General features: G+C 42.6%; 10 protein-coding genes. 4 read left to right on the top strand and 6 right to left on the bottom strand.

From position 1 onward, the window contains the following. Positions 1-138: 138 nt before the first annotated feature. Positions 139-1,713 (bottom strand): hypothetical protein, encoded by a 1,575-nt coding sequence (locus R8P61_28750; GenBank protein MDW3651101.1) that lies wholly within the window; start codon positions 1,711-1,713, stop codon positions 139-141. Between the two features lie 49 nt (positions 1,714-1,762). On the opposite strand from R8P61_28750, the gene R8P61_28745 reads away from it, so the two are divergent. After that, positions 1,763-2,476: an RsmE family RNA methyltransferase gene (locus R8P61_28745; protein ID MDW3651100.1), complete on the top strand. Its 714-nt coding sequence runs from the start codon at positions 1,763-1,765 to the stop codon at positions 2,474-2,476. 56 nt (positions 2,477-2,532) lie between these two features. On the opposite strand, the gene R8P61_28740 is transcribed toward R8P61_28745, so the two are convergent. The 5 genes from R8P61_28740 to R8P61_28720 all read right to left on the bottom strand — a co-directional run bounded on the left by R8P61_28740 (position 2,533) and on the right by R8P61_28720 (position 7,533). Continuing rightward, positions 2,533-2,844, bottom strand: a complete 312-nt coding sequence (locus R8P61_28740) for a gliding motility-associated C-terminal domain-containing protein (GenBank protein MDW3651099.1) — start codon at positions 2,842-2,844, stop codon at positions 2,533-2,535. Between the two features lie 300 nt (positions 2,845-3,144). Continuing rightward, positions 3,145-3,660, bottom strand: a complete 516-nt coding sequence (locus tag R8P61_28735) for a GNAT family N-acetyltransferase (GenBank protein MDW3651098.1) — start codon at positions 3,658-3,660, stop codon at positions 3,145-3,147. Positions 3,661-3,772: 112 nt separating this feature from the next. Beyond that, the gene (locus tag R8P61_28730) at positions 3,773-4,270 is read right to left on the bottom strand and encodes an acetyl-CoA carboxylase biotin carboxyl carrier protein subunit (protein MDW3651097.1); all 498 of its coding nucleotides are present in this window, start codon (positions 4,268-4,270) and stop codon (positions 3,773-3,775) included. Positions 4,271-4,275: 5 nt separating this feature from the next. Next, on the bottom strand, positions 4,276-6,615 hold the full coding sequence (locus tag R8P61_28725; GenBank protein ID MDW3651096.1) for an MMPL family transporter: 2,340 nt from the start codon (positions 6,613-6,615) through the stop codon (positions 4,276-4,278). 126 nt (positions 6,616-6,741) lie between these two features. Next, on the bottom strand, positions 6,742-7,533 hold the full coding sequence (locus R8P61_28720; GenBank protein ID MDW3651095.1) for an OmpA family protein: 792 nt from the start codon (positions 7,531-7,533) through the stop codon (positions 6,742-6,744). 154 nt (positions 7,534-7,687) lie between these two features. Between R8P61_28720 and R8P61_28715 the strand changes: the two genes are divergently transcribed. From R8P61_28715 to R8P61_28705, 3 genes are read left to right on the top strand one after another with little or no spacing between them, the layout of a single operon-like run. Continuing rightward, entirely contained in the window at positions 7,688-8,746 is a 1,059-nt protein-coding gene (locus tag R8P61_28715; GenBank protein ID MDW3651094.1) for a M42 family metallopeptidase, read from the top strand. Between the two features lie 35 nt (positions 8,747-8,781). Further along, the gene (locus R8P61_28710; protein MDW3651093.1) at positions 8,782-9,594 is read left to right on the top strand and encodes a purine-nucleoside phosphorylase; all 813 of its coding nucleotides are present in this window, start codon (positions 8,782-8,784) and stop codon (positions 9,592-9,594) included. Between the two features lie 57 nt (positions 9,595-9,651). Further along, the gene (locus R8P61_28705) at positions 9,652-11,991 is read left to right on the top strand and encodes a putative porin (protein MDW3651092.1); all 2,340 of its coding nucleotides are present in this window, start codon (positions 9,652-9,654) and stop codon (positions 11,989-11,991) included. The last annotated feature ends 180 nt before the right edge of the window (positions 11,992-12,171 follow it).

The raw sequence follows: 12,171 nt of genomic DNA, 5'->3' as shown, positions 1-12,171 counted from the left end.
TTTTGCTTGAAGTTTGCAGATTACAGGTCCTACCAGGGAGGTCTTGATGCGTGTACGTATCTGTTTTCCTATCCTCGGCATTTCATACATCGGAATGCTAAATGCCTGCCCATCAGAGCCTGTTTCTATGCTACTTTATTAAAGCAGAATGAAATAGGGTATTACATTGAGGCTGCAAATATACAAAAATTTCACTGTGTAGGAAAAGGAAAATAATCGATCCAGTCCAACATAGAGCACGTACAGGGTTCTGACGTAGTAAATTAAGGCAATAAAAATGGCCAGGAAAAAGAGGGCTCTTCCCCAAAAACTATCCATAAACAAAAAGAGGGCAAATGGAGTACTCAAAAGTAGAATAAGGGGATAATCTGCTACTATTTCCAGTCCCAGAATTTCCAGTCTCATGGCTTTTATCCTGAAAATCCCGCCGAGAAAACCAAGCAAAATTTGTTTCAGGACAAACCAGATCAACATCAAGGAAAAACTTTTGGCAAATATGAATAAGAGGCTATCTTCTTCATTGAAAAGAAGCCCAAGTAAGCTTTCTTCACGGAAGATATGCAGGAATTCCCAATTGTTGATGCTCTGCATATAATAGACTCCCAGGCTCAGCCATACCGCCACATTGCATATACTTAGCAAATGAAGAATGTACAGCAGGCCCTGGTTGGAAAAGGCAGCGACCTCTGTCGAAGAACTGATGTAAAGCTTAGGATTGATCAGGAGGCCTTGCAAGCCGTAGAAAAAGCCGGGATTGGCCAGCTTGATCAAAAAGAGGCTGATGATGGGAAAAAGAATTAGCAGTATGAGGAAAGTTGACCGCTCTAACATGGGAGACCATTTCTCGAAGAAAGATCTTTCGCCTTTTACAAACACCATATAATCCGCCTGTCTTCTACCGCTTTCATCCAGCCAAAATCTGTTCGCGAAGCTAAAAGTCGAACGATCATAAGGATACTGATTGATCAGGGCATAGGTAAGTTCAGGGTCATATTCTTTGTATTCTCTAAATCCTAATTCCCTGGCAAAGGCTTGTAATTCTCTTCCAGCCTCAAAAGGAAAGTACAGATCGCGAATCCCGCTTTCACAGGCAGGCAAAAGCGCTTCTGCAGCTTTAGCCGGATCAAAAATATAGGAATCTGCCTGATAGTAAGGAGCTACAACTGCCAGGGTATCCGGGCTTTTGCTCAAGGGCAGAATATTTCGCGTAAGCTTTTCTTTTTCTTCCAGGCCCAATAGATACACAGAGCGATAAATTCCCAAAAAACTTTTGGGATAATTGGGATGCGTACTGCCTGCAGAGAGGCTGAGCTTGAGCTGAACTTTTCTATTATCAAGCCAGGAGCTTGCCAGCGCTACGATCCAGGGCTTAAAGGGATCATTGTGGGTTCCCAGGTAGATGTTGTCTATTTCAAGCTCTGCGTCCCAGGCAAGGCCTTCAAAATACAAATAGACACTATCTTGCGGCCCTGTACATATCCGAAAATCATAAACGAGAGATCGGGGATCGCTTTCTTCAAATTGAAAAGGAACCTCCCACTCTATTCCATTGGGTTCTTTCCATTTATTGGAGAGCTTGAGGTATTGGAAAAGGGGACTAATATCAGGTGAGGTCTTGCTGGAAGCAGGGGACTGGGAATAGGCAGGTCCGGGAATGCATAGCAATCCCAGGCTAAATAGGAAAAGGAAAATCGGATATATAGACCTGCGCATCGCCGTAAAAATAAAAAACTTTATACCTTTATCACGTTTTCTGAAAATTATGCAAATCTTTCTCCTGCAAACCGAAGATGAAGTAAAGGCACGTCTGGATGAACAAGAAAGCCGTCACTGTATAAAGGTACTTAGACATACATCCGGAGATGAGATTCATTGCATTGATGGAAAAGGGAATATGTATGTCTGCCGAATTGAGGAAGCCAATCCCAAAGCCTGTACACTTCATATTTTGTCTAAAGTCCCCGAATGGGGCGAAAAAGCCGGTAAAATCATACTTGCTATTTCCCCTCTCCGCCTAAAGGACCGCTTCGAATGGGCCCTGGAAAAGGCTGTAGAATTGGGAGTAGATCAAATACAACCGATCATCTGTCAGCGTACAGATCAATTCAAAAGTAAACTGAAAAGGCCCCGTCTGGAGACTCTCCTTCTTACAGCCAGCAAACAGTGTAAGCGTTCACGGATTCCTCAATTACTTGAGGCAAAAGACTTCTCTTCTTTTGTCGAGGAGCAATCCTATGCCTATAGCCTCATGGCCTTTTGTGAGTCTGAAGATCTGATCCAGCATCATACAGATACCCTTAAAGCCAGCGAAGAAATATGCATGATTATCGGTCCGGAAGGAGATTTTAGCCCGGAAGAATGTGAAAAGGCCAAAAAGAAAGGAATCCCGCTGATCAGTTTAGGAGAAAGTCGATTACGTACGGAAACTGCCGCTATCTATGCCCTTTCTTCCTTAAAACTTATCCGGGAATATTAAAAAAAATGAGGCTGCCCCCTAGAGAACAGCCCCTCGTCGTATGAAAACAAATATCTTTATCTAATCAAGACCAACTCTCCCTCTCTCAAAGCCTTCTGGCCATTCTGAGCCTGATACTCAATGATCCAGGTATACTTACCTATGGGCACGGGAGTTCCTTTAAACTTTCCGTTCCATTGAGCTTTCGCATCTGAACTAGCATACACTACTTCTTCAGAAATATTGAATATCTGCAGGGAATAGGTTTCAAGATCACATTCGCATTGTACGCGGAATTGATCATTGATACCATCTCCATTTGGAGAGATAGCAGTTGGAATATATGATATACAGGAGGTAAATGTGGAGTAATGGGATTTTGGATTCACCCAAGAACTTAAAATCAACAAGAGACAAAGTCCAGTAAACCAAGAAACGCTAAGCCAGTTTTTCATCTTCAAAACAAGGATTCTCGATATTATGAGAAATAACTTCGGAGCTGCCAGGGGCATGACAGTATTCCGGACAATGTTGAAATCTAACCTGATCCAACACTACAATATTACGCTTAGTTTGGCGTAAAGTGATTCGGTCTTTACTGAACGGATAATTTTCAGGGATGAACCTCCCAATAGCATGTGGAAATTGTATGCTGCTCAGGACAAAGGTGTCCAGTTTTTTTGTCAGCTTCAGTCAGAATTCTCCTGCATCACCTCTTTTTCCTCATAAAGTTTGAAGCCTGCCTTTTGGTAAGTGGGGAGTGCTGCAGGATGATCCAACTCACAGGTATGAACCCAGAGACGATTGATATCTTTGGTCCAGGCTTTCCGGATCGCCCAACCTAAAAAGTATTTACCCAGGCCCATACCCGTATACTCAGGTAGAAGCCCAAAGTAAGCCAACTCACACACACCTTCCTGTCTAAAATCCAGCTCGACAAAACCTGCAGGAGAACCAGACTCATATAATATATGAATCTCGACTCCCTCAGAACTGATGATTTTTGCCAGTTCTTCGCGAGACATGATATTTCGGTCCACCCAGTTATACTTTGAACCTACTCTATTATATATGTATAGATAAAAATCTATTGAGGGATTTTCTGATTGAAGAATATGTAACTTTTGATCTGGAGGAGAAATATAATTTTCAGGAGCCTCAAGCATTTCCAGATAATAAGTCAGCACAGGTACTCTATTCGACATAATCGGACACACATTTGATATACAAATATATGAAAAATTATATATGTCGGCTATGAGAGGAACATATATTTTCAGTTGAAAAGATGGGACAGAATTTTTGAAGAGAACTTGCTCAGGAAAAGCTTAGCATGATTGCATTCTTTTCTACAGAGTCTTTTTCATTTACATGGATTTTGCTAATGATGCCATCGGTAGGAGATTTGATGACATTTTCCATCTTCATGGCTTCCAGAATCATGACCGCCTCTCCTTCTTTTACTTCTGTACCTTCCTGCACATGAATACTGTGAACCAAACCAGGCATTGGAGCTCGCAGGGAATCGACCTTTTTTACCATCGCACCTTCCATTCCAATGGATTTCAGCAATTGTTCAGCTCGGGTCTTGAGCTTTACTTCTACGGCTTTACCGTTTACTACCAGCTCAACCGTGCGTTTTTCTTTATCAACCTTATTTACAAATACCTTTACCGAACTATTCTTATGCAAAACATGCCAGAGACGAGGATGTAGTTTTTTCAAATCAGGATCTAATTCGGATCCATTAATCACATATCCTTTTTTTCCTGTTTTTACTACGAAGGTCTTTCCGGAAATATTTGCTTCTGTCATGGTGTTTAAGAGAAAAAGGGTTCAAGTTCTGCCTCAGGATCTTGTTTCTCTTCTTGTGAAAAGGTGATCAACAAAGAAGGCAAGATCAACAGATTGCTAAACATGGCGATCCCCAGGGTCATTGACGTCAATAGTCCCAGAGATTTGGTCCCTCCAAAATCTGAGGCGGTAAAAGATACAAAGCCAAAGAATAAGATAATAGAGGTATAGATCATACTAACTCCCGTATCCTGGAAAGAGTTTCGAACAGCCCCTCTAACACTATCTCCCAATTTCCGTGCAAGCCTGAATCTTGCCAGAAAATGTATCGAATCATCAACTGCTATTCCGAATGCTACCCCAAATACCAGGGCGGTTGAGGGTTTGAGGTGAATGCCCGTGAAGCCCATAACTCCGGCTACCATGAGCAATGGGAGTATATTGGGAACCAGACTTATCAGAACCATGCGTAGAGACTTGAATAGAAGTCCCATGATGATGGCTATCACAATGAAGGCAAGCAGCAAACTCCATAATAGATTTTCGATCAGCGCCTCATTTGCCTTGATAAAGATTTGGGAAGTACCGGTTACATAGGTATCATATTGTTCCTCATCAAATATGGCCGCAACATCCTTTCGAACCGAATCTGCCAGACGTTTCATTTCCAAAGAGCCAATATCTCTAACAGAAGCTGACACGCGGGTAAGTTGCAAATCATCATCCGTCAGGCTTTTGGATAAGGCTTCATTATCAAACACATCTGTCTTTCTCACATAGTCCCGGATCATCGGATATTGATGTCTGCTGGGAAGTTCGTAGAAAATGGGATTGCCTTCGAAAAAGGCCTGATTGAAGAATTTGGAGAAATCCGCTACGCTTATACTTCGGGAAAGGTCATCGTATTTTGACAGGCTGTCCTGCAGTTGAGAAATCAATTGCAAATTCCGCCTTCTGATCACCCCGTTTTTCTTCTTGGTGTCAATGAGGATTTCGAAAGGCATGGTTCCATTGAAGCGGTTTTCTATATAGCGTAAATCTTGCAGGATCTTGCTGTCCTCAGGCACATCATCAGCGATATAGGAAATCGGTTGTACCCGACTCATTCCCCATAAAGAAAACACGACCAAAATTGCAGTTACTACATAAACCAGGGATCTGTGATTGTCTACAATATTCTTGAGACTTTTTATGATAAATCCCAGAGACCGCCTTTCCAAATGCTTGGTCTGCATTTCAGTCGGAGGGGGAAGGAAGCTAAACACTATTGGAATCAGGAGAAGTGAAATGAAAAAGGCTGCGACCACACTCAGTCCCGCAACCACTCCAAACTCCTGCAAGGGTTTTATATCTGTAAATGCCAATACCCCAAGCCCTACGGCGGTTGTGGCATTGGTCATAACCGTAACAATGCCGATCTTCTCTATCACCAGGATCAGGGATTTCAATTTATTCCCGGTCCGCTTAAATTCTATATGGTATTTGGTAACCAGATACACGCAGTTTGGAATGCTGATCACGGTAATCAGGGCGGGAATGATGCCGGTAATCAGGCTCATTTTATAGCCAAACAAACCGATGAGTCCCACTGAAAATATAATTACACTTCCCACTACTAAAAGCGGAAAGACCATATTATAAAAGGAGCGAAAAAATAGAAGAAGGCTTATGGCTGTCACGATCAATGCCAGCGCAAGAAACAGGAAGAGTTCTCGCTTTACATTTTCATGCATATTGACCCGAAGGACCGGCATGCCTGCAAAACGAGGTTCTATATTAAACTTCTCAGCATACCTGAGAATGGGTTCCTTTGTATTGTGGAAAAGGGGAATCTTAAAATCCGTATCCAGCAACTCTCCATTAAAAGAGACTGCCAGCAAACTTGTTTGGGTACTGTCATTGAGAATCAGTCCCTCATAAAAGAATAATTCCCGAATCCGTTGGGCGATGCTATCAACTTCTGTTTGGGAGGAAGGTCGAGTGGCAACAATGGGTTTTAGCGCAAAACCCCGACGAGCAGTATCCTTTACAATATCATACAATTTGGTGAGGCTGATCACATTTTCCACTCCATCTATCTGCTCCAACTCTTCAGTCAGATCATAGAGAGCTGAAAACCTTTCGTATTCAAAGATGTCTCCATCCAGACTTACTACCATGACAGTAGCATCATCACCAAAATGTTCTTTGAGTTTATTGTAGCCCTCCAGTTCGGCTTCGTCGGAAAGAATAATATCTGCGACCCGTTGAACCAATTCTGTGGCACGCACTGACCACATATAGGCGACCAGGATCCCCAGCACAATAAGGATAGGTATTCGCTTTCGAATGATAAAACGTGCAATGGCCTGCCAAACGGGGTTCATAAGGAGCAAAGGTAGTAAATTTTCCCTTGGACACTATACCAGATATGGAAAAGTGCCTGGGTAAAATAATTCTACAGCATTCTATGAGGAAAGACTGCTTAAATAGCTCGCGAAAAAGCCTGAAAATTAGGGATTTGGACGCAAAGGAGTAATCCGTATTTCTATTCTTCTATTCTTTATTTTATTGCTGGAAGGTTCATTGGGAACCCGAGGTTTAAACTGTCCCCTCCCTGAAGCAATCACTCTGTGAGGAGAAACTCCTTGTTTGACCAATTCTCGCAATACCCGGGTAGCCCTTATAGCACTCAGATCCCAACGATCCATGATGCCTTCTTCCTTGCTTTCTTCTGTATTATCTGTATGGCCCTCAATGTCAATCACATAGTCTTCTCTTCCTGCCATTTCTTTTGCAAAGACAGACAGGTATTCCTTCGCCTTTTCCGTCAAATCTGAACTTCCTGGAGCAAAAAATGCGCCCTGAGGAATATCTATGATCTTACTGTTTCCACTGGGTCTTACTCTCATATTGGGGAAAGCGATCATTTCATTGAGATCGCGCAGGTCGTTATCTTCCTCAGAGGACGAACTTTCCGTTTCTTCTCCCCTACTCGGACCTTGTGGAGTATTTACCTTGCTTGGCGGAGGTAAGGTATTCACATCTGGCAAATCCAATCCTTGATCCACTTGTTTCCTCGGCCGGACCTCTTGATTTTCTTTCTGAATACTTTTTTCTACATAGCGATAATACAGTTCCTCTTCATACTGTTGTAGCTCGATCCTTTGCTTCTTTTCTCTAGCTAATTCGTATCGAAGTGAGTCCGCCAGAAAACTTTGTCGGTCATAACTTGGTTTCCATACACAGGAACTCAAGCCAATTGCCCCGAGCAGAAGGAAGGAAATGGGACGTAGTATCTCCATAATTTGAGGTAAAAAGGCAAAATAGCCATTTTTTAGCGCTATAAAAATTCGCCTAAACTACAGAGAGCCAAAAAGTTCAGCTTTACTCATTTTATTCTGACAGGGGCTTTTCTTTTGATTCCTTTTGCCTTTACTTTGCCAAGATTTAAATCGTATGAAAACCAACAGAAAAGCGGAAATGAATATAGAACTCTTAAAAAAGTTGTGTATCACTCCGGGAGCTCCTGGAGATGAGAAAAGAGTACGTGAGATTGTACTGGAAGAAATCAAGGGTATCGTTGATGAAGTTTCAGTCGATAACATGGGAAATGTTATTGCCATCAAGAAAGGAAAAGAATCCAAAAAAGTTATGGCCGCGGCTCATATGGATGAGATCGCCTTTATCATTACCCATGTGGATGATGATGGTTTTGCTCGCTTCCATACCCTGGGAGGTTTCGACCCCAAAACCTTGACGGCCCAACGTGTGATTGTTCATGGGAAGGAAGATGTCCTGGGTGTTATGGGATCAAAGCCTATCCATATCATGAGTCCGGAGGAAAGAAATAAAGCTCCCAAGATCAAGGATTACTTTATAGACTTTGGGATGCCTGGAAAGAAAGTAAAAGAACTGGTATCTGTAGGGGATAAAGTGACGAGGGAAAGAGATTTAGTTGAAATCGGAGAAACCGTTTGTACCAAATCTCTGGATAACAGAGTTTCCGTTTTCATCCTCATCGAGGCTTTGCGAAAAATGGAAACACCTGCCTATGACTTTTATGCTGTATTTACTGTTCAGGAAGAGATCGGCTTGAGAGGAGCGATCACCGCAACTCGTCAAATCAATCCGGACTTTGGCTTTGGACTGGATACAACTATCGCCAATGACCTTCCCGGAGCCGGAGAGCATGAACATATTTGCGTCCTGGGTAAAGGAACTGCGATAAAAATCATGGACTCATCTGTCATCAGTGATACTCGTATGGTACGCTACATGGAAGAAGTTGCAGGTAGAAATGAAATCACTTTCCAAAAAGAATTATTGACAGGCGGAGGAACGGATACCGGGGCGATTCAGAGAAGTGGAGATGGAGCAATAGTGGGCTGTGTGTCTATTCCAACCCGCCACATTCACTCGGTAGTTGAAATGTGCCATAAGGAGGACATTATGGGAAGTATTGATCTATTGGCAAAATGCGTAGAAGAACTCGACCGCTTTGACTACCAATGGTAAGCTCTGATTCATCACTTATTACAATATAAATACTCATGCAGGAGAAACTTCAGGAAGCATTTGAATATGTCAGCAAGCAAATCTCATCCAGGCCAAAAATCGGAATAGTTTTAGGTACAGGCCTGGGGAGATTAGTAGAAGAAATAGATCAGGATAAAGCACTCCCTTATAATTTTATTCCTCATTTTCCCATATCAACCGTTGAAAGTCATTTTGGGAAACTCATTTTTGGAAAAATCGGTGATAAAGAAGTAGTGGCCATGCAAGGACGCTTTCATTATTATGAAGGCTATAATATGCAGGAGATCACTTTCCCGATCCGAATGATGAAAATGCTGGGAGTGGAAACGCTATTTATCTCAAATGCTTCAGGAGCTGTCAACCTGAGTTTTCAAAACGGAGATCTCATGGTGATTGATGACCATATCAATCTTCAACCTGCCAATCCCCTGACAGGTCCGAATATCAGTGAATTCGGCCCGCGTTTTCCCGACATGAGTGCACCGTATGACAAAGAATTGAGTGCAAGAGCCCTGGAGATTGCCAAAGAAAATGATATCCGTGCGCATATCGGAGTCTATGTTGGCGTTCCCGGTCCCAATCTCGAGACACGTGCAGAATACCGATACATGAGGATCATCGGAGGAGATGTAGTAGGTATGTCAACGGTTCCTGAAGTGATCGTTGCGCGTCATATGGATATGCGGGTATGTGCAATCTCCGTTATTACGGATATTGGTGACCCTGACAATTTGCATCCCATTTCTCTGGAGGATGTCATAGCTGTGGCCAATGAAGCTGAACCTAAATTGACCCACCTTCTTTCGACTTTGATCAAAGAACTCTAGGAGCTGATACAACCATTTTCCAGGAAGTAGTAACTTTGCTGCATAAATAGAGATGTATTGTTGAATCTATATCCTACATACTTCCGGATATTATGGCTGGGCTTATCGCTTATCCTCTTTATTTCTTTAGGGGAAAGTCATGCTCAGATTAGGCCTATTGGAGGTTCTTCTTCCGGAGGATTTAATCCTTCTGGAAGTAACCGGAGCTTTGGGGGTACTCCCGGTGGATTTGGACAGGGTCAGGGAGCTGGCGGTTTTACCTTCTCCAATCCAGACAGTACAGGCGGAGATTCTCTGCAAAAACCAAAAATCAAACCCAATACCCGCCTCATAAATCGAAGAGATTTATTCATACATCTTCCTTTTTCAGAACGCTACAGGACCAGCTATGAAAAGGCTTACCTTTGGGATGAAATAGAAGGTCGCGACGGTTTTACCCAGTCTTTGGGACAGGTCGGAAAATACTACCTGCGATCCTATCATGGACTCAATGAGCGATTCACGGATCAGCCCTATTATTTTGATCCCATTTTCGGTCGCTACAATCCCTACATGGTCAATCCTGAACAGCAGGTCATCTATTTCGATACCCATACCCCCTACATTCGGGTCAACTATGTTCAGGGAGCCAGAGAATTGCAGATCACGGATGTAACCCTTTCCCAGAATATCACTCCCCTCTGGAATGCTGTTTTCTATTTAAAAAGAAGACAAACAGAAGGAGCTTATCGGGACTTTGTTACGGATCACTATAATCTGTACCTGAGTGGAAACTACCATACAAAGAATAAGCGCTATTATTTATTCTTCAATGGTACCTTCAATCAGCTCAATGACCAATATAATGGAGGTGTTCCCCGGGCAAATCTTGACGGATTTTATCCAACTACTGCCGGAGGATTTATTCCTGATCTACTTAACAATGATCAGCGGGTTTTGTACAACAACTCTTTCTTTAAGCAAAACAGGTCGACTTCTCTTACTGATGCGGATGGAATTAAGATTGCCCGGACGTTTTATATTGACCATTATTTCCACCTGTTGGGAGTCAGTGATAGTGTGGAGAAGGCAAACAAATTGACCTTCAGGAATCAGATTCTTTTTGAAAATGGGTACCAGCGATTTGGGGATAATACCTTTGACAATACTGCGCTCGCCCAAAATTTAGTTCCTGTCATTCCCAGCCTGGTAACAGATGGAGATACCATTTCAGAATCTTTCATAACCAGCCAGTTCAAATTTCTTGGGGAAGCCAGCTATACGATCCAGAATAAAAAAGGCTATAGGCTTCATTTGGATGGAGGAATAAAATATGGAAGATATACCTTCAGCAATGATAGCATCAACTTTGAGCAAAATTATACAGATCAGTATGTAAATGGAGACATCCAAATGCCCTGGTTACAAGCAGAGGCAAAACTCCATCAACGCTTTTCTGACCTATTTGATGTTCAACGTAGTTTTTCATTAAAAGGCAGCATTTTCCCCGTAGCTAATAATAAAGGATACAGAATCAAGGGCAAAGGAAGTATCAGCTCGGAACCCGATACCAGCAAAATGGATCTGCCCAAAGAGTTGCTGGAAAAGAAAAAGAAAGAGAAATATCCGGATTCACCTGAAATAGAAAAGTTCAAACCCCTGGTACTAAATGTAGAGTATGAGGTAAAAGATGTGAATCCGACTTTCTTCCAAAAATATTATGTGGGTGTTCAGGATAATATGTTCCGAGGAAATCCCATTGTCAACAATCAACAAGTCAATCACCTCTCTATAGGCCTGGACTATAACCGCCCGGCCCAAATCGTAAATAAGGATACCCTGCTTCCCAATTATTATGGGATAAAGGCCTTCCTATCTCGGGTAGGAAATCTGATTTACTATTCGGATAGTATGGAAGTTCGTCAGGCAGGAGATGGACAGGCACTTACCTGGATTGGGGTGGAAGCGCGGATGAGGCAAAATGTGCTTAAACATTTTTATCTGGAGTCCTCAGTTGCCGTTCAAAATGGAAGTGTCGAAGGAGATGTGCCGCTTCAATTATATGGAGAATCCATACCGGAGTTCTACGGAAGCGCCAGCCTTTATTTTGAAAGGAGCAATATCAAAATTGCCAAGCGCTTGCGGATAGGTGTGGAACTGGAATACAATTCTTCTTTTGCAGGGCAAACAGTAGATCCCATTAGTGGTGAGTTTTTCCCTACGCCCTATCTGGTTCCTGACTATCCCCGGGTGCATGCATTCTTTGTCTTGCATCCGCCCAGAAGCAATACCTATGTTTGGTTTCGCTTCCAGCATGTAAATGAGCAGTTTCCCTATTTGGGGTATTATACCACTCCTTTTTATCCGATGCTGGAGCGCACCTTCAGCTTTGGAGCCAGCTGGACCTTCTACGATTAGAAAAGAGAATTAAACTTAACAGTCCTGTCATTGCGAGTCCAAACTTTGGGCGAAGCAATCCCCTTGAACATCACATGCAATTGGATCGAAGGAGATTGCTTCGCCTGTAGTACAGGCTCGCAATGACAGGCTTGTAGGAAGGACTATAGAACGTATTGGTGTGTTGTTGTTTAGTCTTGA

This window comes from Bacteroidia bacterium, from assembly GCA_033391075.1.
GTDB lineage: Bacteria > Bacteroidota > Bacteroidia > J057 > J057 > JAWPMV01.
This window is presented reverse-complemented; position numbering and strand designations above follow the sequence as displayed.

Coding starts and splice junctions, on each gene's coding strand:
- R8P61_28710 (MDW3651093.1), top strand. CDS start 8,782: ATGCAGGAGAAACTTCAGGAAGCATTTGAATATGTCAGCAAGCAAATC.
- R8P61_28750 (MDW3651101.1), bottom strand. CDS start 1,713: ATGCGCAGGTCTATATATCCGATTTTCCTTTTCCTATTTAGCCTGGGA.
- R8P61_28725 (MDW3651096.1), bottom strand. CDS start 6,615: ATGAACCCCGTTTGGCAGGCCATTGCACGTTTTATCATTCGAAAGCGA.
- R8P61_28745 (MDW3651100.1), top strand. CDS start 1,763: ATGCAAATCTTTCTCCTGCAAACCGAAGATGAAGTAAAGGCACGTCTG.
- R8P61_28715 (MDW3651094.1), top strand. CDS start 7,688: ATGAAAACCAACAGAAAAGCGGAAATGAATATAGAACTCTTAAAAAAG.
- R8P61_28735 (MDW3651098.1), bottom strand. CDS start 3,660: ATGTCGAATAGAGTACCTGTGCTGACTTATTATCTGGAAATGCTTGAG.
- R8P61_28730 (MDW3651097.1), bottom strand. CDS start 4,270: ATGACAGAAGCAAATATTTCCGGAAAGACCTTCGTAGTAAAAACAGGA.
- R8P61_28720 (MDW3651095.1), bottom strand. CDS start 7,533: ATGGAGATACTACGTCCCATTTCCTTCCTTCTGCTCGGGGCAATTGGC.